Annotated in this window: 20 protein-coding genes and 1 riboswitch; of the genes, 7 read left to right on the forward strand and 13 right to left on the reverse strand. The window is 45.8% G+C overall.

Features of this window, described 5'->3' with window-relative positions:
• On the forward strand, window positions 1-144 hold a 144-nt coding region (locus DK430_RS12190), incomplete at its 5' end, for an IS3 family transposase (protein WP_162616849.1).
• Between the two features lie 33 nt (window positions 145-177).
• Here the strand turns inward: DK430_RS12190 and bioD are convergent.
• Both bioD and DK430_RS12200 read right to left on the reverse strand, forming a co-directional pair.
• On the reverse strand, window positions 178-906 hold the full coding sequence (gene bioD / locus DK430_RS12195) for a dethiobiotin synthase (RefSeq protein WP_109079330.1): 729 nt from the start codon (window positions 904-906) through the stop codon (window positions 178-180).
• 75 nt (window positions 907-981) lie between these two features.
• Complete coding sequence (locus tag DK430_RS12200; RefSeq protein ID WP_109079331.1) at window positions 982-2211, reverse strand: ROK family protein; 1230 nt, start codon at window positions 2209-2211, stop codon at window positions 982-984.
• A gap of 197 nt (window positions 2212-2408) precedes the next feature.
• Here DK430_RS12200 and asnS point away from each other — a divergent pair, with 197 nt between their 5' ends.
• Entirely contained in the window at window positions 2409-3812 is a 1404-nt protein-coding gene (gene asnS, locus DK430_RS12205) for an asparagine--tRNA ligase (RefSeq protein WP_109079332.1), read from the forward strand.
• Window positions 3813-3978: 166 nt separating this feature from the next.
• Here the strand turns inward: asnS and DK430_RS12210 are convergent, their stop codons facing one another.
• The 6 genes from DK430_RS12210 to moaA form a co-directional block, all read right to left on the reverse strand.
• Window positions 3979-4422, reverse strand: a complete 444-nt coding sequence (locus tag DK430_RS12210; RefSeq protein WP_109079333.1) for a ClpXP protease specificity-enhancing factor — start codon at window positions 4420-4422, stop codon at window positions 3979-3981.
• Between the two features lie 11 nt (window positions 4423-4433).
• Window positions 4434-5075, reverse strand: a complete 642-nt coding sequence (gene sspA / locus DK430_RS12215) for a stringent starvation protein SspA (protein WP_109079334.1) — start codon at window positions 5073-5075, stop codon at window positions 4434-4436.
• Window positions 5076-5272: 197 nt separating this feature from the next.
• Window positions 5273-5728, reverse strand: coding sequence for a molybdopterin synthase catalytic subunit MoaE (gene moaE, locus DK430_RS12220; RefSeq protein WP_109079335.1), 456 nt, complete (start codon window positions 5726-5728; stop codon window positions 5273-5275).
• Complete coding sequence (gene moaD, locus DK430_RS12225) at window positions 5729-5974, reverse strand: molybdopterin synthase sulfur carrier subunit (RefSeq protein ID WP_109079336.1); 246 nt, start codon at window positions 5972-5974, stop codon at window positions 5729-5731.
• Window positions 5974-6456: a cyclic pyranopterin monophosphate synthase MoaC gene (gene moaC, locus DK430_RS12230; RefSeq protein WP_109079337.1), complete on the reverse strand. Its 483-nt coding sequence runs from the start codon at window positions 6454-6456 to the stop codon at window positions 5974-5976. The genes moaD and moaC overlap by 1 nt, the downstream gene beginning before the upstream one ends.
• A gap of 52 nt (window positions 6457-6508) precedes the next feature.
• Entirely contained in the window at window positions 6509-7522 is a 1014-nt protein-coding gene (gene moaA / locus DK430_RS12235; protein ID WP_109079338.1) for a GTP 3',8-cyclase MoaA, read from the reverse strand.
• Window positions 7511-7659: riboswitch (molybdenum cofactor riboswitch) on the reverse strand. It overlaps the preceding gene by 12 nt.
• Window positions 7660-7884: 225 nt before the next feature.
• On the opposite strand from moaA, the gene DK430_RS12240 reads away from it, so the two are divergent.
• On the forward strand, window positions 7885-8868 hold the full coding sequence (locus DK430_RS12240; RefSeq protein ID WP_109079339.1) for a gluconeogenesis factor YvcK family protein: 984 nt from the start codon (window positions 7885-7887) through the stop codon (window positions 8866-8868).
• 63 nt (window positions 8869-8931) lie between these two features.
• On the opposite strand, the gene DK430_RS12245 is transcribed toward DK430_RS12240, so the two are convergent.
• Window positions 8932-9924: a virulence RhuM family protein/type II toxin-antitoxin system death-on-curing family toxin gene (locus tag DK430_RS12245; protein ID WP_109079340.1), complete on the reverse strand. Its 993-nt coding sequence runs from the start codon at window positions 9922-9924 to the stop codon at window positions 8932-8934.
• A gap of 181 nt (window positions 9925-10105) precedes the next feature.
• Between DK430_RS12245 and pepE the strand changes: the two genes are divergently transcribed.
• A complete protein-coding gene (pepE, locus tag DK430_RS12250; protein WP_109079341.1) occupies window positions 10106-10810 on the forward strand; it encodes a dipeptidase PepE in 705 nt (234 codons plus the stop codon).
• Between the two features lie 87 nt (window positions 10811-10897).
• Here the strand turns inward: pepE and DK430_RS12255 are convergent, their stop codons facing one another.
• From DK430_RS12255 to DK430_RS12265, 3 genes are all read right to left on the reverse strand, one after another.
• Window positions 10898-11971, reverse strand: coding sequence for a 4-oxalomesaconate tautomerase (locus DK430_RS12255; protein WP_109079342.1), 1074 nt, complete (start codon window positions 11969-11971; stop codon window positions 10898-10900).
• 83 nt (window positions 11972-12054) lie between these two features.
• Window positions 12055-13515, reverse strand: a complete 1461-nt coding sequence (locus DK430_RS12260; RefSeq protein ID WP_109079343.1) for an anion permease — start codon at window positions 13513-13515, stop codon at window positions 12055-12057.
• 223 nt (window positions 13516-13738) lie between these two features.
• A complete protein-coding gene (locus DK430_RS12265; protein ID WP_109079344.1) occupies window positions 13739-14482 on the reverse strand; it encodes a GntR family transcriptional regulator in 744 nt (247 codons plus the stop codon).
• Window positions 14483-14600: 118 nt separating this feature from the next.
• Here DK430_RS12265 and acnB point away from each other — a divergent pair, with 118 nt between their 5' ends.
• Entirely contained in the window at window positions 14601-17207 is a 2607-nt protein-coding gene (gene acnB / locus DK430_RS12270; RefSeq protein ID WP_109079345.1) for a bifunctional aconitate hydratase 2/2-methylisocitrate dehydratase, read from the forward strand.
• A gap of 112 nt (window positions 17208-17319) precedes the next feature.
• On the opposite strand, the gene thiI is transcribed toward acnB, so the two are convergent.
• Complete coding sequence (gene thiI, locus DK430_RS12275; RefSeq protein WP_109079346.1) at window positions 17320-18768, reverse strand: tRNA uracil 4-sulfurtransferase ThiI; 1449 nt, start codon at window positions 18766-18768, stop codon at window positions 17320-17322.
• A gap of 303 nt (window positions 18769-19071) precedes the next feature.
• Between thiI and DK430_RS12280 the strand changes: the two genes are divergently transcribed.
• Entirely contained in the window at window positions 19072-20175 is a 1104-nt protein-coding gene (locus DK430_RS12280) for a NapC/NirT family cytochrome c (protein ID WP_109079347.1), read from the forward strand.
• 66 nt (window positions 20176-20241) lie between these two features.
• Entirely contained in the window at window positions 20242-22719 is a 2478-nt protein-coding gene (torA, locus tag DK430_RS12285; RefSeq protein WP_109079348.1) for a trimethylamine-N-oxide reductase TorA, read from the forward strand.
• Window positions 22720-22829 lie beyond the last annotated feature (110 nt).

The following is a 22829-nucleotide window of genomic DNA, read 5'->3' on the forward strand; positions in this document are numbered from 1 at the left end:
TATTCCCGCCGGTTTAACAATATTGATGAATTAGAACGGGCAATACATGACTATATTCGTTATTATAACGAGGAACGCATTAAGCCTAAGTTAAACAATTTGAGCCCTGTGCAATACAGAGCTCAATATTTAACTGAAGTTTAGTTATCTGTCCAACTTTTGGGGAGCAGAGCACTTTTATGCCACTAACTCCGTTTGCATGTAAGTTAAGCGATCAATGTCGGTGATGAAGCGGCTGAGATCCTGCTCTTCAGGTTTATGGATGTAAGCTACCTCACCTAGCAATGGGGCGTCCACTTTTTGTTTTAGCGTTTCGATAACTTCGGCGTAATGTCCTAAACCGGGATTGATTCGGTTTGCTACCCAGCCTAATAACGGTAAGCCTCGCTCAAGAATAGATTGCACGGTTAATAAGGTGTGATTAATGCAACCTTCTTTGATACCCACCACTAGAACCACCGGCATTTTTTGCTCGTAAACCCAATCGGCAAAGCTGTAATCTTTATTAATCGGCGTGAGCCAACCAAAAGCACCTTCAACCAAAACAGATTGGTAGCGTGAAGATAAACGCGCCAGATCTGCGTTGAGTTTGCTAATTTTCACGCGTTTGCAACTTTCATTCAGAATGGGCATGGAATGCAAGAAAGTATAGCTGTTTACGTCCTCATAACGCACTTTTTCTTTAGTGCTGTTGATTAACGTTAATACATCCGGGTTATCTTTGGCATCGTAATCGCCCGGCGTCTGCGTTTGATGATCGGGATAAATTACGTCTTCTTGCCCGAATGCAATGGGCTTATAACCGACTACTTGGATGCCGATTTTTTGTAAAGCCTGCATAATGGCTCGGCTGACGACGGTTTTGCCGACATCGGTGTCTGTTCCGGTAACAAAAAAACTGCTCATTGTATTCCCCTTCTCATAATATGGGCTAAATTCTAAAGGAAATTCCAATGAGCAATATTGAGCTAAAACAAAATTTTAGAAATTTATGCTGTTTTCTTCGCTTTTTATTAAAGAAGTCAGCAAACTTCCATCATAAATGCCTTGCTTAATCGCTGAAGCTGCGACAATCGGGCTATTCCACTCATATTTGCCTGTAATCACCGAAACTTCGCCGATGTTATCCGGTAAATATAATTTTAATTTACGGTTAAGCTGTTCGAGTAGCAAATCTTTCAGTTGCAATAGGCTGGAGTTAAGCATAACCCTACGGGCTGAAAAAATATGAACCAGATTCATTAAAATATACGCCAAGCAATCGGTAATATGCTCCAAAATCCGCAAGGCATTTTTATCCTTCAATTGAACCTGTTCACATAGAAAGTTAATTTTATCGGAATTATTGCCGAACACATTATTGGGATAAAGCGCATCGACAAACTGTGCAATAGCCCGATGCGTGATTTGGTGTTGCACCTGATAGCGTTCAATTTCAGGTAAATCGTGATTAATAAGCGCCTGTAATTCATTTAATCGCGGCACAATTAAATGATTAATGTTGATTTTGTCCTGCTCCCGACTAAACAACAGCTCGCCTTTTGATAAAACACTTAAATTAATTTCGTCATCCAACTGCAAAAACAATACGTCATCGCAGTTAATCACGTTCCCCAAGGTGGACTCCGCCAATAGCCAGGTTTTGAAATATTCGGCGATCAAAATAGGAATGTTGAAATAAGGAGTAAATAAAGATTTTAAATCCAAAGGAGTAAACTGCTTGCGCCCGAGCTTAATCAGATGCCCGTTTTTATCCAGCTCGCCGCCCACCGTGACAGAAAAAGTTATCGGGCGGGCAAGAGAGAGGCTTTCTGCCAAAAATTGTTTTACGCTTCTTACTAAAAATTTATCCAAGTGTTTTAAGTCATTTTTTAGCAAAGGAAAAACACTTTGTTCAATAATTACGCCATCCAATTCACTTAAAATAATTTCAAAGCGATCTTCCATTAAGGTGGCGCACAATGCCTGCCAATAAAAAGGCGAAACACACAAAGCAATGGCCGGGCGCCCGCGATTGTCGGTATTTCTTGAGGTTTTCTCCATAATCAGGCGTTTTTCAATAAGAGAGCGACTCAACGAAGTAATAGACGCCGGCGCTAAGCCGGAAAGTTTGGAGAGTTCAATGCGTGAAATTTCTTCAAATTGTTCGATGAGACGATAAATTTTACCAAGTTGAACCAGGCGTGATGGGGTTTTATCTTCCTTTTTCATTAAATCATTCCATATTTTTTATAAATAATTCATTTAATAAAATTATTTATACCAGTTCGTTACTTTTACTCAAGGAATTTACGTTAAATCTGTGCCCCTTGTCACAAAAATAAAAACTTCCGATAGATTTTGGCAATTTTTCTAACTTGAGGTAAACTAATCCGGTTTTCAAAAAATGTATTGATTTTGAGGTATATATGACAAAAATTGCATCAATTGTAGATGTGCTGCAAGGCAAAATTGCAATTGGCGAAAAAGTGACTGTGCGTGGTTGGGTGCGCACCCGTCGCGATTCCAAAGCAGGCCTATCTTTCCTCGCCGTTTATGACGGCTCTTGCTTCGCCCCCATCCAAGCTATCGTAAATAATGACATCGAAAACTATGAAGCCGAAGTTTTGCGCCTAACCGCAGGCTGCTCCGTGATTGTAACCGGCACGCTGGTGGAATCCCCGGCGGAAGGCCAGGCGGTTGAACTACAAGCGGAAAAAGTGGAAGTAACCGGCTGGGTAGAAGAGCCGGAAACCTACCCGATGGCGGCAAAACGTCACTCCATCGAATATTTACGCGAAGTGGCGCATTTACGCCCGCGTACTAATATTATTGGTGCGGTTGCCCGCGTGCGTCATTGCTTAGCACAGGCAATTCATCGTTTCTTCCATGAACAAGGTTTTTATTGGGTCGCTACCCCGTTAATTACGGCGTCTGATACGGAAGGTGCAGGCGAAATGTTCCGTGTTTCCACGTTAGATTTGGAAAACTTACCGCGTACCGACAAAGGTGCGGTGGATTTTAGCCAAGATTTCTTCGGTAAAGAATCTTTCTTAACGGTTTCCGGTCAGCTAAACGGCGAAACTTACGCTTGTGCATTAAGTAAAATCTATACCTTCGGTCCGACATTCCGCGCCGAAAACTCCAACACCACCCGTCACTTGGCGGAATTCTGGATGATTGAGCCTGAAGTGGCTTTCGCCACGCTCGCCGATAACGCAAAACTTGCCGAAGACATGTTGAAATACGTTTTCCGTGCTGTGTTAACAGAACGTCGCGATGATTTAGAATTCTTTGCCAAACACGTTGACGGTGATGTCATTAATCGTTTGGAGCGTTTTATTAACTCTGATTTCGCCCAAGTAGATTACACCGATGCCATTGAAATTTTATTGAAATCCGGCAAAACCTTTGAATTCCCGGTTTCTTGGGGTATTGACCTTTCTTCCGAACATGAACGCTATTTGGCGGAGGAGTATTTCAAATCCCCTGTTGTAGTGAAAAACTACCCGAAAGACATTAAAGCCTTCTATATGCGTTTAAATGACGACGGCAAAACCGTTGCGGCAATGGACGTATTAGCACCGGGAATTGGTGAGATCATCGGTGGCTCACAACGTGAAGAACGTTTAGATGTGTTAGATAAACGCATGGAAGAAATGGGCTTAAATCCGGAAGATTATTGGTGGTATCGTGATTTACGCCGTTATGGCACTGTGCCGCATTCCGGTTTTGGTCTAGGCTTTGAACGTTTAATTGTTTATGTGACAGGGTTACAAAATATTCGTGATGTGATCCCGTTCCCACGGGCACCTCGTAACGCGAATTTCTAAATTCATTACTAAAACAAAAATCGCCTTGCTATTCAAACAAGGCGATTTTTTTATATCAGTAAAAACACTTTAAGAAACAACCGCACTTTTGAGGTTTCAGGTAACAAAAAAGATACCAAAGTGCGGTATCTTTTTTTAGTGTTTTTTTAATTTGGTGACCGAACGGCTATTTGATAATGCGTAAGTGAGAGGTAGATTTTTTCTCTGTGCTTTTTGGCTTTTCAGTTTTATCCACCACATGCTCAAAACTTGTCGGTTGTTCTTCAGTTTGCTCCGGATGATCATAAGCGACTTCCGGTTCAAACATCACGCCGTCACCATTCTCTCGAGCATAAATTGCTAAGGCGGCGCCAAGGGGGATATAAATATCTTGTGGCACACCACGAAAACGTGCGTTAAATTGAATAAAATCATTGGTCAACTGCAGGTTTCCGGTGGCATTAGCAGACAAATTCAACACGATTTGCCCGTCTTTGACATACTCTACCGGTACTTTCACGCCCCAGTAAGTAGCATCCACCACTAAGTACGGCGTGAAGTCATTATCAATTAACCAATCGTAATAAGCCCTTAATAAATAAGGGCGTTTTGGGGATGATTTATATTCCATTCAATGACCTATTATTTCTCATCCATTAAATTTTTCGGTGCCAATTCGCCTACAGATTGCAGGAAAGAATCACGTTCAAACACACGGGACATATAGGCTTTAATCGCTTTGCTGCCTGCGCCGGTGAACTCCACACCCAGCTCCTGCATACGCCATAATAACGGTGCTACATAGCAGTCGATTAAACTGAACTCATCGCTCATAAAATAAGTGTGCTGGTTGAAAATCGGCGCCACGGCAAGGATTTCTTCTTTCAATTGTTTCAATGCACTCGCGCGTTCCGCATCGGACAAATCGTTTTGCGCTTTTTCTAAGGTCGGATACCAATCTTGTTCAATTCGTAACATCAGCAAACGGCTCTTACCACGCGCCACCGGATAAACCGGCATGAGCGGCGGATGCGGAAAACGCTCATCCAAATATTCCATAATAATGCGGGAGTTAAATAAAACAAGATCGCGATCAACCAAAGTCGGTACGGTGCCATACGGATTGAGTTCCATTAAATCTTCTGATAATACTTGCGGATCTACAATTTCCGTTTCATAAGCTACGCCTTTCTCTGCTAATACGATGCGCACTTGGTGGCAATAAATATCGGTTTTGTTTGAAAATAGCGTCATTACAGAACGTTTATTTGCAGAACTTGTCATCTATTCCTCCGACGACTCAAAATAATTTAAACTATTCGATTGGTATCACCCGATACCAAGAAAAACGGTCGCTTATTCTAGCATAAAGCGACCTATCTTTTCCAAGAAAAGCACGAGATTTTGCGTTTATCCAATAAAAAATCTCCGTTTCATCGAAGAAATGGAGATTTTTTGCTGAGGTCTAAATAGATTATGTGTTATTTCCATTTATCGGCAGCGGCATAATCACTGTCGCGCCCTTCAATCCAACGCTCGCCTTTTTCCGTTTGTTCCTTTTTCCAAAACGGCGCTTTGGTTTTTAAATAATCCATAATAAATTCATTGGCATGATACGCATCGCCGCGATGTGCCGAAGCCGTTCCCACCAACACGATTTCATCACCGGTTTGTAACAAACCAACCCGATGGATAATAGAAATCTTCTGTAAATCCCACCGCACTTTTGCCTGTTGCGCAATGTCCATCAGCGCCTTGTGAGTCATAGCGGGATAATGCTCCAGATACAAACTGCTGACCTCATCGCCCAAGTTCATATCGCGCACTTTACCCACAAACATCACTGTGGCACCTACGGCATTATCCTCGCTCAACCAGCGATATACCGCATTTTGATCGAACGATTGTTCCTGCACGGCAATTTGAATATCGTCCATTTAGCCTCCGGTCACCGGCGGGAAAAAGGCAATTTCATCACCATTGTTGACCGCACTTTCCAGCGGCATAAGCGTCTGATTAATGGCGACCAACAATTTATCCGATTGCAACGCCAACGCCCATTTATCACCTTTTGCGGCTAAATGTTGGCGCAATGCTTCTGCCGTCGTGAAATTTTCTTCAATATCAAGAGAATCCAAACCGATTAACTCACGGGTTTGCGCAAAAAATAACACGCGTAACATTATTTTTCCTCCGCGATAAAATGCCCGGATTTTCCACCGCACTTTTCCAACAAACGCACGGTTTCAATCACCATATCTTTTTGCACCGCTTTGCACATATCATAAATGGTCAATACGGCGACACTGGCGGCAGTTAAGGCCTCCATTTCTACACCAGTTTTACCGGTTAATTTACATAGGCTTTCAATGCGAACCTGATTGGTTTCAGGCAATGCGGTCAGGCTGACTTCCACTTTGGAAAGTAACAGCGGATGACACAACGGAATCAGCTCCCAAGTACGTTTTGCCGCTTGAATACCGGCGATTCGGGCGGTGGCGAACACATCGCCTTTATGATGTTGTCCGGACAGGATCATTTGTAGGGTTTCCGGCGCCATACGAATATAGGCTTCGGCGCGGGCTTCACGGACGGTTTCGGCTTTGGCGGAAACATCCACCATGTTCGCCTCGCCATTCGCGTTAATATGAGTAAATGTGGTCATGATAATTAAAAAGTGCGGTTGTTTTTAGACATGTTTTTAGTATCGGCGAGAATTAACCGCCGATACTGGCTAAATGATTACGAACGCCACTGTCGCCGATATGCAGATAATGATGTTCTCGCTTACCTTGTAACGCAGAGAAAATTCTTGATTGCAAAAGAACTTGTTGCTCATCTGATTGTAACAAATCGCGCAAATCAATACCTTCCTCACCAAATAAACAGAGATGCAGTTTCCCTTTAGCAGAGACCCGCAAGCGATTACAGCTGGCACAGAAATTTTTCTCATAAGGCATAATCAAACCGATTTCCCCCACATAATCGGGATGGCGGAAAACTTTCGCCGGGCCATCAGAACGGGCTTTGACCTGTAATTGCCAGCCTGCGTCTAATAATTTCCGCTCCAGAACCAGCCCGGATAAATGATATTTTTGGAAGAACGTATCCATTTCACCGGTTTGCATTAATTCAATGAAACGCATTTGGATCGGTTTATCTTTAATCCATGCCAAAAATCCGGAAAAATCTTTATCATTCAAGTCCTTCATTAATACGGAGTTGACTTTGATTTTTTGATAACCGCATGCGAAAGCACGATCAATCCCGCGCATAATGTCATCAAATTTATCTACGCCGGTGATCCGTTGGAACATTCTGGCATCTAAGCTGTCAACACTGACATTAATGGATGTGATCCCGGCATGTTTCCAGCGTTCGACATCTTTGAATAAGCGAAAACCGTTGGTTGTTAAAGCGATTTGTTTAATGCCGTCGATTTGGCTGATGGTTTCGACAATCGGTAGGAAATCTTTGCGTAAGGTTGGCTCGCCACCGGTAATACGGACTTTTTCCGTTCCCATAACACTAAAGCCACTTACCACGCGACGAATTTCGTCCAACGTTAAAAAGCTCGGTTTATTGGGCTCAGGTTGATAACCGTTAGGCAGACAGTAATTGCAACGAAAATTACACATATCAGTAATCGACAGTCGCAAATAATAGTATTCGCGTTGGAACGCATCAACAAGTTGAGTCGTTCCAACATTTTTGATTGGAATGGTTTGCATGTGACACCTTTCTAAAAACGGAGAGGATAAATCGTTTCCAACGTATCCCTGAATAATACAAACGTCGTATTATTGGCATTACCACCCTATTTTGTGGCCAAAACGTAGGTGAAGTAAGCTCGGAGTTATATGCGTTAAGTTAAATTTTCTGTATTGTAAAAGATAAAATTTAGCAAATGCAATCAATTAATTTGATCTAGATTATAAAATAACAAAATTCTTTAAAATCAATTATATATAAAAATATATAGCGTTAATAAAAATAACAAGAAAAAGGTATTTATCTACCCCATAATAATTATAAACTTGCTACTTGAAATAAATTCTTAGCATTGCCGGAAATAAAATAAAGGAAAATAAAAATGGCGGACTTCAACGGCTATCAACAACACGAAAATCTAAGTAAAATCAAAAAAATCGTGGCGATTGGCGGAGGACATGGATTAGGTCGGGTAATGTCCGCATTAAGTTTTATGAACGAACGTCTCACCGCCATTGTCACCACCACCGATAACGGCGGTTCCACAGGACGCATCCGCTCCGATCAAGGCGGCATTGCCTGGGGCGATTTACGCAACTGCCTCAACCAAATTATCACGCAACCCAGCACCGCTTCCGCTCTTTTTGAATATCGATTCAGCGGCAATGGCGAATTAGCAGGGCACAATCTCGGCAATTTGATGTTAAAAGCGCTGGAAGATTTACATATCCGTCCCATGGAGGCCGTTAACCTGATTCGTGATTTGCTTAATGTCAAATCCTTCATTGTTCCTATGTCTGAACAACCTGTTCACCTCGCCGCCGTTTTAGGCAGCGGTTCCAGCGTGGTGGGTGAGGTGCGTGTGGATAGTTTAACCGAACTGCCGAAATCTATTTTTCTCCTGCCTCATGTGCAAGCTACGCCGGAAGCCATTAACGCACTAAAAGAAGCAAAAGTTATCCTGTTCGGACCGGGCAGTTTTCTAACCAGTATTCTGCCGCCGATTTTGTTGCCTGAGGTTATCGAACAATTACAACAAAGCCGTGCCAAGAAGATTTTTATTGATAATCTTGGTGTCGAACACAGCCCCGCCGCAAAACTTTCCCTTGCCGATCGCATTCAATGGATAAACAATATCATCGGCAAACCGATCATTGATGCCGCCATCGTGCCATTCGACAGCGTGTCCTTGAATTGCCCTCAAGAAAATCAATCTAACATCAAAATCCTCGCTGGTCGCCTCAATGCCGACGATATTTCCTACCGCCACGATCGCTCCCTCCTCTGCTCCGCCATTGACGAGCTTTTAGGCGAACTACTGGAATCACAAGAATACGAAGAGCACCCGGAGGCGATTAATATTTAATAAAAAGTGCGGTGAAAAAACACTGAGAATTTTCACCGCACTTTTCTGCTGAAAATCAATCCATCAAGCTTTCAATAAAATAAAATGCTCAATAAGCTTAATCATGAGTTCTTTCTGTTCAGGCAAACTTTCCGCCACAAGCAAGGCTAGCGCCACTAGTGTATTATCGTTAATCAGCTGTTCCACCGGCTTTGCTAACAAATGCTGATTCAGACGCAAATACCATAAAAACAAAAAAGATCCGGTGCGCTTATTGCCGTCGGTTAACGGATGATTTTTGATAATAAAATACAACAAATTCGCTGCCCGAGCAGCAACGTTCGGGTAAAAGAGCGTATCGCCGAAGCCTTGTTCAATGGTTGCAACGGCGGAAGCCAGTCCGGAATTTCGTTGCTGTCCGAATAACGCCGTCGCCTCGCCTTTCGCTATTAACGCCTGCTTTAATTGGGAAATCGCCTGTAACACATTATCCAAAACTAACGGAACCATATTATCCTGCTTATTTTGATTCGCGGTTAAACTTTGTTCGTCATAAGCCTGTAACAAGCTCCAACTGCGCGCATACTCCCGCACCACCACTAATACCGCTTTACCCTCATCGGATAATAATGCTTGATTATTTAACGTTTGCCCAAGCAACCTAATCACTTGCTCAAATTCAATGCCGCGTTCTTGTAACCGCCGTTCATTTAACGCATAACCCAGCACCAAATATTGCTTCAAAGTTTGTGTCGCCCATTGTCGGAATTGCGTCGCCCGCTTAGAGCTGATGCGATAACCGACAGAAATAATGGCATCGAGGTTGTAATATTTTCTCTTACGTTTAACCTGACGCTCCCCTTCTTGCTGAACTTGTAAGAAATCCTTACAAGTTGAATTTTCCTCTAGTTCTAATTCCTCATAAATATTTTTAAGGTGCATCGTAATGTTCTGTACCTTAACTTCAAACAATTCTGCCATTTGCGCTTGTGTCAGCCAAACCGTCTCCTTCTCAAAAGATACAGTTAACGAAACCTTCCCGTCCTGACTGGTGTAAATCTGAATTTGGTTAGTCATTTCATTTATCCTTTGTCGCAATATCGACCCAACAATCGACAATAGATTACAAGAAAAATAAAACACCGCCAAAACGCACCGCACTTAAATCGCTACGCAGATCACAAAATTCACATTTTTTACTTAATAAAAACAGATAATTAAGCATAATGATGAAGTTTATTTCATCAGGAGGTTTATCATGCAAAAAATGTTACTGCTCAGTGGTTCAAGATATGGCAATACGGGTTATTTGGAACACGCGATTCCGTGGTTACGGGATTTTCTCGCACCGTATCAGGGCAAAAAAATCGCCTTTGTACCTTATGCCGGTGTGCGCCAAACTCACGATCAATATGAACAAAAAGTGCAACAAATTTTGGCGCCGTTAAATATGGACATTCAATCGGTACACCACGGCAAGCCGCACCGCGCCATTATTGAGCAGGCTGACGTTATCGCTATCGGTGGCGGGAACACGTTTTGTCTGTTAAAACAAATGTATGAGCATGATTTGTTAGGGATTATTCGTGAGAAAGTAAAAAGCGGCACGCCGTATTTCGGTTGGAGCGCCGGTGCCAATATGGCGAGCAAATCGATTATGACTACCAACGACATGCCCATTACTTACCCGCCGTCTTTTGATGCGCTGAATTTGTTCCCTTATCAAATTAACCCGCATTTTATTTCCGGTAAAATGCCGGGGCATAACGGCGAAAGCCGTGAAGAACGTTTTGAGGAATTTTTACTGGTGAATCCGACAGCGCAAATCTATGCTATGCCGGAAGGCTCGGCGTTTTTGATTAGCGGTAATCAAGTTAAAATTCTCGGCGAACATAATATTGTGCATTTTAGTGAAAAGATGCTGCGTCGTGAAATTCCTGTCGGATCGGTGTTTGAAATTTAATCGTTAAAAAAGTGCGGTTGGTTTTCAGATTGTTTTTCGGAGATGAAAAACGCGTTGAAAACCAACCGCACTTTACTCGTCTAAAACCTAATCCGCCAGGCTTTCATCATAATACACCTCGCCTATCATTAACGGACGTGCGGTGCGTACAAGCGCGGCGCGGGTGAATTTATAGCCCGTAACATCATCCGGCTCACATAGCATATCCACGCTGATAAAACCCGACGGATGCTCAATCGTGATTACGCTGCCGGTGTCTTTATACAGTTCGGCGGCAATCGTGCCTTCAATTTTAGCGGCGGCGGAGACGCAAATGGAACCGGTAACCGCATGGCTGGCATGGCATTTGTCCGGCACGAAATAGCGGGAGGTAATGTTGCCTTTGCCGGCGGGGCGGGAAAGAATACCGATCTTCGGAATCACTTTATTCGACACATCGCCCAAGCCCATCAATTCGCCCGCTTTGCGTCGGATCGGTTCGATAATCTCAAACAAGGCGGGATTGGCGTCCAGTTCCGCCTTGCTTTCTTTCCCCGTTAAACCTAAATCTTCGGCATTAAACAACACCATCGGCATGGCGACATCAATACAAGTGACGCGATAGCCGTTAATCTCATCCTGTTTATTGCCGGTAGGGAAAATTTTGCCGGTTTTCGCCCCTTCGATTTGGCTGAAATTCAAGTTTACCGGTGAGCCGGAACCCGGTACGCCCGAGACTTCAGCCGTGCCGTCATACTTCAACTGCCGATTCGGACTTTGTGCCGACACTTCAATTAGGCTGCTGGTATTCACGTTGTTTACCACCACGCTGGTGATGCCGTCCTGCAATTCAATCAGCCCTTTTTCAGCGGCGAAACAAATAATGCCGGAGAGAATATTGCCGCATGACGGCGCGGTATCAACGACTTTTTTATCAATGCCGACTTGAGCAAAAAGATAGTCTAAATCCACCCCTGCCTGTTGTGATTTAGACACAATCGCCACTTTGCTGGTGACGCTGGTTGCGCCGCCTAAGCCGTTTATTTGCGTAGCATCGCCGGAACCCATGACGGTCATCAGAAATTTATCACGTTCCGCAATATCTGTAGGTAAATCTTGTTTTAAAAAATACAACCCTTTGGATGTGCCGCCGCGAATAATCATACAAGGAATTCGTCTCACGCTAGTCTCCTGTTCAATAAAAAAACGCAAGAAAAACGCACCGCACTTTATGACGAAACATAAAAAAGCGGTGCGAGACTCAATTAATTAAATAAGCCCATATTGTATAAGGCAGACCACCAGCCGAAGCCGATAGTGATATGAATAAGCAAGGTGACTGCCGCGCATACGGCGCCTGTAATCCAGAAGGATTTTACGTCGTGATAACCTAATCCATAAATGACCGCAGCAGGTGCAGAACCGTAGTGTGTCACCATACTGCCGTAGCTGTTGGAAAAGAGTAAACCGAGGGATAGTAATATCGGGTCGGCACCGGCGGCTAAGCCTACGGCTGAAAAAACAGGGACCATCGACGCCACATAAGCCCCGCCCGAAGCGAATAAATATCGCACCAGCACGCTTAACACCAAAAGCAGAATTGTCACGAACATCGGGTTAACGCCTTCGCCGGAAATAATGTTCCCCATGGTGACGGATAACCAGCCGAAAAAGCCCGCTTTATCCAATACCGTCGCCAATCCCAATAAACCGCCGTACCAAGTGAAGGTTGTCCAGCCGCCTTTGTTTTTAAGCATATCTTCCCAGCTCAATACGGAAGTGAGGATAATCAGCGCCATCGCCGTAATCGCGACCGTCGCAGCGGAAATGCCCAAAAAGTCGGAGAAAACCCAACCGAATACCGCACCGAAAAAGAGCACGATAAGCGTTTTTTCACGGCGACTCATCGGTCCCATTTCTTCCAAGCCTTTTTGTGCAATTTCTTTGTTATTCACTTCTTTTAACTCAGGCTTATAAAGGAAATACACCACCACAGGCATGAGAAGCAGCGCGATAAACCCCGGTATGCACGCAGCGAGAAACCATTGTGTCCAGTTATAATCAATATGCAAAATCGGGCGCATAAGCTCCAACGCCACCGCATTCGGCGCCATGCCGGTTAAGGTAATGTAACCGGTGGTTTTTACCACCATATAAGTGTTAAGCAAAAGATAATGCCCGGCTTTGCGCGGAGTGGTTTCCGGCTCCGAACCTAAGGAAACCGCGGTAGATGCCATAATCGGTGCCATGATGCCGCCCCCACGTGCGGTGGTTGAAGGCATTGCGGGAGAAATCAGCAGATCTAAAAAGGCGTTCACATAGCCCAAACGTAATGTAGTGCTACCGAACGCCCCGATCATTTTATACGCGATTCGACGCCCAAGCCCGGTTTGAACGAAGGCTCCGCTCATGGCAAAGGCGGCGAAAATCAACCAGGTTGTACCCGATTTATACCCGTCTAATACCGCGCCCTCTTTTAACGCGATTTTCGTGCCGTTCACCGTTTCCGCCGGTGTGTTGGCAATAATAATGGAGGCTAAGGCAACCGCCGCCAATAAAATCGGCGGTGCGGGAAAAGGCTTAAGAATTAAGGCGATAATCGTGCCGATATAGACACCAAGCAAATGCCAGCCAATCAGCGACAAGCCCTCCGGCGCGGGAAAAAGATAAGTTAACAGCGGAAATGCCAGAATAATGGCATAGTGAATAAGCTTTTTGGTATTCATAGATACACTCCGACAAGAAAAATAGATAGAAACAACTAGTCATATAGTTGAATTATTTATACCTACTGTCAATGTGGATATTTATCTTTTTTATGAATTTGTGATTTATGTCAAAAAAAGAGCAACCTTACGGCTGCTCTTAAAGAGGTTTGAGTTGTAACGACAATAAAAAGTGCGGTTAAAAAAACATGTATTTTTTGAACCGCACTTTTCCGCCTACGCACTACGTAATGATCGTTTCGTAGTAATAATTCTCCGCCAAGCCATAGGTTTCGCGGTATTCCACCGTGCTACCGTCCAAACCTTTTGCGGCACGACAGACACGAACGACGGCGTTTTCTTCATTGTCGGTTAAATACGGATCGGCATGTTTAAGCAGAAAATTCATCTGTTCTTTTGCCGAAATCACCATTTGTCCGCAATGTTCAAAATAAAACGGGTAAAGGCGGGATGGAAATTGTTCCGGCGACAATTGGAGAAAACTGCCGAATTTTTCTTCGGACAACCAGATTTTATCACTCAGAATCACGCGCTCTCCATCCACACGAACCCGCTCCAGATAAATCAACGGCGCGTCAACCGCTAATCCTAAAATCGCATTAATCTTTTCATCAGAGGGAACGCGTTTTACAACTTTAACCACACCCGAGAGTTTATCATTTTCATTGTCTTCCTCAGTGAAAGCGTAAAAACGAATCAGAGAAGATTTAATAAATGCGGGATGCTTCAAAAACGTGCCCTTGCCTTGATGTTTAATCAGAACGCCTTCTTCCACCAAAACTTCCACCGCTTTGCGAATGGTGCCGATTGATACGCCGTATTCATTCGCCAATTCCTGTTCGCTTGGAATAGCTTTGTCAAATAGCCAGTTTTGATTTGCCAAAAATTGTTGAAGTTCATATTTGATCTGGATATAGCGAGGCATTTTGTACGCATTGGCATAATTCGCGTCGTAACTTTGTATCATGTAATAACCTTAAAAAATGTGTTGACATACACGATAAAAGGGATTACCGTGCATGACATATAGTCATATATATGTTTAATTGATTTCCTTGCGTTTATTCTATATTGGAGTGGTCATTATGTCTAATTTCTTAGCACAATATCAATCTCACGTTGCCGAACGCGCCGCTTTGGGCATCGCGCCTAAGCCGTTGGATGCACAACAAACCCGAGCGCTTATCGAATTGCTTAAAGCGCCTGTTGCCGGCACGGAAAAAGAATTACTTGCCTTATTTGAAAATCGCGTACCGCCCGGTGTTGATGAGGCGGCGAAAGCCAAAGCGGAATTTCTCACAACACTTGCCAATGGCACGGAATCCTGCCCGTTAATTTCTAAAAAACGCGCCGTCGAATTGCTTGGCACCATGAGCGGCGGCTATAACGTTCAGCCGTTAATTGATTTACTGGACGATAATGAGCTCGCTCCGCTTGCCGTTAAAGCCCTTTCTTTCACGCTGCTGATTTTTGACAGTTTCCAAACGATCGCCGAAAAAGCCAAACAAGGCAATGCCTTTGCGCAACAAGTGTTGGCGTCGTGGGCGGCGGCGGATTGGTTCACTTCACGCCCGAAATTAGCGGAAAAAATTACCCTCACCGTATTTAAAGTATTAGGCGAAACCAACACGGACGATCTATCTCCGGCGCAGGAAGCTTGGTGTCGTTCCGACATTCCGCTACACGCCAATGCCATGCTGAAAATGCCCCGTGAAGGCATCGAGCCGGATCAGCCGGGTGCGGTCGGTCCGTTAAAACAACTTGCCGCATTAAAAGAAAAAGGCTTTCCGTTAGTTTATGTGGGCGATGTGGTCGGCACCGGTTCCTCCCGTAAATCCGCCACCAATTCCGTGTTGTGGCACATGGGCGAAGATATTCCGTTCATCCCTAACAAGCGCACCGGCGGCTTTATTTTCGGCGGTAAAATCGCGCCGATTTTCTTTAACACGGCGGAAGATTCCGGCGCATTGCCGATTGAATTAGACGTGACCGCACTAAACATGGGTGATGTGATTGATTTCTACCCTTACGCGCAAAAAATCTGTCAACATGGCACCGATGACATCATCACGACATTTGCTTATAAAACGGAAGGCTTACTGGACGAAGTGCGCGCAGGCGGTCGTATCCCGCTTATTATCGGTCGGGCGCTCACCGCCAAAGCACGCGCAGAGCTTGGTTTGCCGGAAAGCGATATTTTTGTGAAAGCGGCAACAATGCCAGATACCCATAAAGGCTTTACTCTCGCCCAGAAAATGGTCGGCAAAGCCTGTGGCATAAAAGGCGTGCGACCGGGGCAATATTGCGAACCTAAAATGAATTCCGTCGGCTCGCAAGATACCACCGGCACCATGACGCGCGATGAACTCAAAGATCTCGCCTGTTTAAAATTCTCCTCGCCGCTTGTGATGCAATCCTTCTGCCATACCGCGCCGTATCCGAAACCGAGCGATATTGAAACCCATAAAACCCTGCCGAAATTCATTACCGAACGCGGTGGCGTTGCACTGCGTCCCGGTGACGGCGTCATCCATTCTTGGCTAAACCGAATGCTGCTGCCGTTTAGCGTCGGCACCGGCGGCGATTCGCACACCCGCTTCCCTATCGGCATTTCATTTCCGGCAGGATCCGGCTTGGTTGCCTTTGCCGCCGCCACCGGCATCATGCCGTTGGATATGCCCGAATCGGTGTTAGTGCGCTTCAAAGGCACAATACAAAAAGGCATTACCCTACGCGATTTGGTGCACGCCATTCCGTACTACGCCATTCAACAAGGTTTACTCACCGTTGCCAAAGAAAACAAGAAAAACATCTTTTCCGGTCGGATTCTTGAAATTGAAGGCTTGGAAACGTTAACCCCGGAACAAGCCTTTGAATTGGCGGATGCCACGGCGGAACGTTCAGCCGCCGCTTGCACGGTGAAACTCAACGAAAGCGCCATTGCCGAATACTTACGCTCCAACATCGTGCTGTTAAAAACGATGATTGCCGACGGTTACAGCGACGCCAACACGCTGGAAAATCGAATAAACGATATGGAAGCCTGGCTGGCAAATCCGGAAATGTTGGAAGCGGATCCCGATGCGGAATACGCCGCCGTCATCGAGATTAACCTTGACGACATCAAAGAACCGATTCTTTGCGTGCCGAACGACCCTGACGATGCACGCTTACTTTCCGACGTACAAGGCAACAAAATTGATGAAGTGTTTATCGGCTCCTGCATGACGAATATCGGTCACTTCCGCGCGGCAGGCAAATTACTGAGTAAATTGAACGGCGAACTCCACACCCGTTTATGGTTGGCGCCGCCGACAAAAATGGACGCGGAAAAATTATGTGAGGAAGGCTACTACAACATTTACGGACGTGCCGGCGCGCGCACCGAAATGCCGGGCTGTTCGCTCTGTATGGGAAATCAAGCTCGGGTGCATGCCAATTCCGCCGTTGTTTCCACCTCAACGCGCAACTTCCCGAACCGTTTAGGGCAAGGCGCGCAGGTGTATCTTGCCTCCGCCGAACTGGCCTCCATTGCGTCCATTCTCGGCCGATTGCCGACGGTCGAAGAATATTTCGATGCCGTTGCGGATTTGGATAAACAAAAAGACGAAGTGTATAACTACCTCAACTTCGATCGCCTGCCAAGTTATGCGGAAAAAGCGGGACAGGTGATTTTTCAGACGAGAGTATAAGCCGCTTAACAGCATATCTTAATAAAAAAGTGCGGTCGTTTTACAACATGTTTTTCAGCTCCGAAAAACAAACTAAAAACCGACCGCACTTTTTGTGGAATGCGCTAGAAAATTATTTCTTGAACACCCTCACGTTATAAAACCCGCTTTCTTTCAAATATAACGCCTGCAATTTGCTCATCACGCCGCGTTCGCAATACAACACATAATTTTTGCTTTGATCCAGTTCGGCGAATTGATTGGAGAGCTTATAAAACGGCAGCAGAATGATCGCCTGATTTTCAATATGTAACGGTTTTTCATCAATTTCTTCCGGGCTACGGATGTCGATAATCACGTCATTGGCGTCCAATACGGACACCGTATCCACGGCAATCACCTCTTTTTCCGCTTGTTCGGCGATTTGGCGAATGTCCAAATATTGCGCGTTTTCCACCGCACTTTCCAACACGGCAAAATTGAAATTGCTTTCTTCCTGTTCAATTTTCGCTTTAACCGCTTTCACCGTCGGATTTTTGGAAATGACGCCGCAAAATTCCGGCATGGATTTGGCAATGTCATCGGTGCCGATGTGTTTTGCCATGGCGATAATTTGCTCTTTATCGTGAGTGATTAACGGGCGCAACACCAACACCTCGGCGGCTTCATCAATTAAACGCAAATTGGTTAAGGTTTGGCTGGAAACCTGCCCTAACGCCTCGCCGGTGACAATCGCCTGAATGTCGAAACGTTGGGCAATTTTCGACGCGGCGCGCACCATCATGCGTTTAAGCACCACGCCCATTTGCCCGTTATCCACGTTTTCCAGAATCTCGCCCACCACACCTTCAAAATTGATCGCCACGAAACGCACTTTGTGGGAACTGCCGTAACGCTGCCAAATGTGATACGCCATTTGTTTTACGCCGATTTCGTGCGCCGCGCCGCCTAAATTAAAGAAACAATAATGCACGCGCGAACCGCGACGCAACAGCATATAACTGGACACGCCGGAATCAAACCCGCCGGAAATCAGCGACAGCACGTCTTCCTGTGTGCCGATTGGATACCCGCCGATACCTTCGTAACGGGCGCGCACCAGCATCATTTTGTCGTCTTCAATTTCAATACGCACCGTCACATCGGGATTTTTCAGCTGCACTTTGGCGCTGGCGATATGCTGATTCAACCCGCCGCCGATGTAACGTTCCGCCTCCAACGAGTTAAATTCGTGCTTACCTTTGCGTTTCACCCGCACGCAAAAGGTTTTGTTTTCCAGTTGCGGCGCCATATCGGACAGGGTTTGTTCGAAAATATCATGCAGGCTGGTAAACGGTTTTTCTTCCACTTGCAGAAAATGATGAATCCCCGGAATGCGTTGCAGTTGCTCGATGAGCATCGGCAAATTCGCTTCGATTTTCGACCGCACTTCAATGTAATCCCAGTGCTTCACCACCGCGATGGTGTCATCGTGTTTTGCCAGTACATTACGAATATTGCCAGTCAGTATTTTTACGAACCGTTTCCGCACGGATTCGCTTTTAATCATGATTTCAGGAAAGAGTTTGACGATAAATTTCATGTTCATTCACTTTTATCTAATAGAAAAATGGGGCGTATTTTAGCAGATAGCGCGGAAATTGCTATTCCGTGAATTGGGTTTTAAATTCACCCAATATAAACATTTACATAATGATTATTTATAACGTGACCCTCATCACAAAAATAGAAATAGGCTCATGATTTCTAAGGGAATCAAGAAAAAGAGTGAGTTTCGCTTGATTGAAATCAAGGTATTTTTCTTGGGACAACTTAGAATCCATGCTAACTCATTGTAGTTATAAATTCTTTTTAGTTATTTAAACGATGAAATGTCGGAGTGATTATGTCAAAAACAACAAAAATTGTGACCGCACTTTGCCTGATGGGGATCGGCGCGGGTGCGTTATGGGGGACACAATTTGTCATGCACGAAACCAGCTCGCCTGAATTTTGCGTGAGTTGCCATTCTATGGAACATCCGCAAAAAGAATGGGAAGGCTCCAGCCATTTTGCCAATGCCAAAGGCATTCGGGCGGAATGTGCGGATTGCCATGTGCCGCAGGAAGGCTGGCATTATGTGAAAGCCAAATTCATTGCGTTGAAAGACGTTTGGTATGAAATGCAAGGCAAATTGGACAGCAAAGAAAAATACGAAGCACACCGTGCGGAAATGGCGCAACGGGTGTGGGACGACATGAAAGCCACGGATTCGGAAACCTGTCGTAGCTGCCATAGTTTCGACGCTATGGAATTGTCCCGACAATCCAAGTTGGCAAAACAAACCCACATAGACGCCAAAGCCAACGGACAAACCTGTATCGATTGCCACAAAGGCATCGTGCATTTTCTGCCTGAAGTACATGCGGATCAATCGGCGACAGCCTCCGGTGCACCGAAAGGCGGTCAAATTACCGAAAACACCGCTTTATACGCCACTGAAATGGTGAAAGCGCAAGGCGCGAAAGGCGGCGAGGTGCGTCTCATGCCGTTTGCCGAAGTGACGCAATGGCAGGCACAAGGGGATCAAATTCACGGCACGTTGCACGGCTGGCAACAAACCGGTGCGGAATCTGTGGTGTATTTGGATTTAGGCAAACGTATTACCGTGGCGTTGGTGGACGAAGACGCGCGCAATAATGCACAAGTGCTGCAAACCAAACATGATGAGGTGACCGATTCCGAATGGAAAGAAGTGAATTTTGCCGTCAATGTGGCGAAAGAAAAAATGTCTTCCGATTTGACCGCACTTAATCAATACGGTAACAATTTGAATCAAACCCATTGTAGCGGTTGTCACGCAGCAATCGGCGCGGATCATTACACCGCAAACCAATGGATCGGCGTGGTGAATTCCATGAAAGATCGCACTTCCATGAATAAAGATGAAGTGCGCGCTCTAACAATTTATTTACAACGTAGCGCCAAAGATATGAATTTAAAACAATAGGGATAGTCATCGAAAAATCCCACATCTTGGTAATGTTAAGTTTAATGACGACAAAACGAGGCTTAAATGAAAAACAACGTTAATCAAACCCGCCGTGACTTTTTGAAAAAAACCTCTCTCGGCGTAGCAGGTGCATCTCTTTCCGGCGGCGTAGTCGGTTCTGTGATTTCGCCGAACGCCGCAGCTACGGAAAAAAGTATGCAAACCGTAGTGACCGCCGCCCACTGGGGACCGCTTGGTGTCGTTGTGCAAGACGGCAAAGCGGTGAAATCCGGCCCGGCGATTGAACCTGCCGTACCGAACGAATTACAAACCGTGGTGGCAGATCAACTTTACAGCGAAACCCGCGTGAAATACCCGATGGTGCGCAAAGGCTTTTTAGCCAATCCGGGCAAAAGCGATACCACCATGCGCGGTCGCGACGAATGGGTGCGCGTGTCTTGGGATGAGGCGTTGGATCTCGTTCACAATCAATTGAAAAAAGTACGTGATGAACATGGTCCGACAGGCATTTTCGCCGGTTCTTACGGCTGGTTTAGCTGCGGTTCTCTGCACGCCTCCCGTACGCTGTTGCAACGTTATATGAATGCCACCGGCGGTTTTGTGGGTCACAAAGGCGACTACTCCACCGGCGCGGCGCAAGTGATTATGCCTCACGTGCTCGGCACCATTGAAGTGTATGAGCAACAAACCAGCTGGGAATCCGTGTTGGAAAACAGCGATATTATCGTCCTTTGGTCGGCAAATCCGCTCACTACTATGCGCATTGCGTGGATGTCCACCGACCAAAAAGGCATTGAATATTTCAAAAAATTCCAAGCCACCGGCAAACGCATTATTTGTATCGACCCGCAAAAAAGCGAAACCTGCCAAATGCTGAATGCGGAATGGTTGCCGATCAACACTGCCACAGACGTGCCGTTAATGCTAGGGATTGCGCACACTTTGGTGCAAGAAGGCAAGCACGATAAAGACTTCCTGAAAAAATACACCGCAGGTTATAGCAAGTTTGAAGATTACTTATTAGGCAAAACCGACGGCGTGCCAAAAACCGCCGAATGGGCGAGCAAAATTTGTGGCATTCCGGCAGACAAAATCAAACAATTGGCGAACGACTTCTCTAGCAAACGCACTATGCTCATGGGCGGCTGGGGGATGCAACGTCAACGCCACGGCGAACAAACCCATTGGATGCTCGTCACTCTTGCTTCCATGCTCGGACAAATCGGCTTGCCGGGCGGCGGTTTCGGTTTGAGCTACCATTATTCCAACGGCGGCGTACCGAGTGCAACCGGTGGCATTATCGGTTCTATCACTGCCAGCCCGTCAGCGGAAGCCGGTGCCAAAACTTGGTTGGACGACACCTCCAAATCCGCGTTCCCGTTGGCGCGTATCGCCGATGTATTGCTCAACCCGGGCAAAAAAATCCAGTATAACGGCACAGAAATCACCTATCCGAACATCAAAGCCGTGTATTGGGCGGGTGGCAATCCGTTCGTTCATCACCAAGACACCAACACCTTGGTAAAAGCCTTCCAACAACCGGATGTAGTGATCGTCAACGAAGTGAACTGGACACCAACCGCACGTATGGCGGATATTGTGTTACCTGCCACCACCAGTTACGAACGTAACGACCTCACCATGGCGGGCGACTATTCCATGATGAGCATTTACCCGATGAAACAAGTGGTGCCGCCGCAATTTGAAGCGAAAAACGACTACGACATTTTCGTCGAATTGGCAAAACGCGCCGGCGTGGAAGAACAATACACGGAAGGCAAAACGGAAATGGAATGGCTAGAAGAATTCTATAACGCCGCCTTCACCGCCGCGCGTAACAATCGCGTTGCCATGCCGCGTTTTGATAAATTCTGGGCAGAAAACAAACCGTTGAATTTTGAAGCCGGTGACGCGGCGAAAAAATGGGTACGTTACGGCGAATTCCGTGAAGATCCGTTACTCAATCCGCTCGGCACGCCGTCAGGCAAAATCGAGATTTATTCCGATGTGGTCGCCAAAATGAACTACGACGATTGCAAAGGCCATGCCAGCTGGATGGAACCGGAAGAATTTGCCGGCAACGTGACGGAAGAATACCCGCTCGCCTTGGTGACACCGCATCCGTATTACCGCTTGCATAGCCAATTGGCGCATACTTCCCTACGCCCAAAATACGCGGTGAACGATCGTGAACCGGTGATGATTCACCCGGAAGATGCTGCAGCGCGTGGCATTAAAGACGGCGACATCGTGCGCATTCACAGCAAACGCGGACAAGTGCTTGCCGGTGCTGTGGTAACGGAAAACATCATCAAAGGCACGGTAGCGCTTCACGAAGGCGCATGGTATGACCCGATGGATCTCGGCGAAAGCGAAAAACCGTTATGTAAAAACGGCTGCCCGAACGTGCTCACCCGCGACGAAGGCACCTCCAAACTGGCACAAGGCAACTCGCCGAACACCTGTATCGTGCAAGTGGAAAAATTCACCGGCACAGCGCCTGAAGTGACGGTATTCAAACAACCGAAACACGCAGCATAAAAACGCCGTAAAAAATAACCGCACTTTTCATTCGTAGGGGCGGGTCCTGTGCCCGCCCGAATTTCAACGGGGCATTCACGGGCGGGCACAGGGTCCGCTCCTACAAAATT

It is taken from the genome of Aggregatibacter kilianii, from assembly GCF_003129965.1.
In the GTDB taxonomy this organism is placed as follows: Bacteria; Pseudomonadota; Gammaproteobacteria; order Enterobacterales; family Pasteurellaceae; genus Aggregatibacter; species Aggregatibacter kilianii_A.

Excerpts from the sequence above, each read along its gene's own strand:
- DK430_RS12245 (WP_109079340.1), bottom strand. The coding sequence starts at position 9,924 with ATGACTAACCAAATTCAGATTTACACCAGTCAGGACGGGAAGGTTTCG.
- DK430_RS12265 (WP_109079344.1), bottom strand. The coding sequence starts at position 14,482 with ATGATACAAAGTTACGACGCGAATTATGCCAATGCGTACAAAATGCCT.
- moaC (WP_109079337.1), bottom strand. The coding sequence starts at position 6,456 with ATGACCACATTTACTCATATTAACGCGAATGGCGAGGCGAACATGGTG.
- pepE (WP_109079341.1), top strand. The coding sequence starts at position 10,106 with ATGCAAAAAATGTTACTGCTCAGTGGTTCAAGATATGGCAATACGGGT.
- bioD (WP_109079330.1), bottom strand. The coding sequence starts at position 906 with ATGAGCAGTTTTTTTGTTACCGGAACAGACACCGATGTCGGCAAAACC.
- moaE (WP_109079335.1), bottom strand. The coding sequence starts at position 5,728 with ATGGACGATATTCAAATTGCCGTGCAGGAACAATCGTTCGATCAAAAT.
- DK430_RS12240 (WP_109079339.1), top strand. The coding sequence starts at position 7,885 with ATGGCGGACTTCAACGGCTATCAACAACACGAAAATCTAAGTAAAATC.
- thiI (WP_109079346.1), bottom strand. The coding sequence starts at position 18,768 with ATGAAATTTATCGTCAAACTCTTTCCTGAAATCATGATTAAAAGCGAA.
- moaA (WP_109079338.1), bottom strand. The coding sequence starts at position 7,522 with ATGCAAACCATTCCAATCAAAAATGTTGGAACGACTCAACTTGTTGAT.
- DK430_RS12280 (WP_109079347.1), top strand. The coding sequence starts at position 19,072 with ATGTCAAAAACAACAAAAATTGTGACCGCACTTTGCCTGATGGGGATC.
- acnB (WP_109079345.1), top strand. The coding sequence starts at position 14,601 with ATGTCTAATTTCTTAGCACAATATCAATCTCACGTTGCCGAACGCGCC.
- DK430_RS12210 (WP_109079333.1), bottom strand. The coding sequence starts at position 4,422 with ATGGAATATAAATCATCCCCAAAACGCCCTTATTTATTAAGGGCTTAT.
- moaD (WP_109079336.1), bottom strand. The coding sequence starts at position 5,974 with ATGTTACGCGTGTTATTTTTTGCGCAAACCCGTGAGTTAATCGGTTTG.
- asnS (WP_109079332.1), top strand. The coding sequence starts at position 2,409 with ATGACAAAAATTGCATCAATTGTAGATGTGCTGCAAGGCAAAATTGCA.
- sspA (WP_109079334.1), bottom strand. The coding sequence starts at position 5,075 with ATGACAAGTTCTGCAAATAAACGTTCTGTAATGACGCTATTTTCAAAC.
- torA (WP_109079348.1), top strand. The coding sequence starts at position 20,242 with ATGAAAAACAACGTTAATCAAACCCGCCGTGACTTTTTGAAAAAAACC.
- DK430_RS12200 (WP_109079331.1), bottom strand. The coding sequence starts at position 2,211 with ATGAAAAAGGAAGATAAAACCCCATCACGCCTGGTTCAACTTGGTAAA.
- DK430_RS12260 (WP_109079343.1), bottom strand. The coding sequence starts at position 13,515 with ATGAATACCAAAAAGCTTATTCACTATGCCATTATTCTGGCATTTCCG.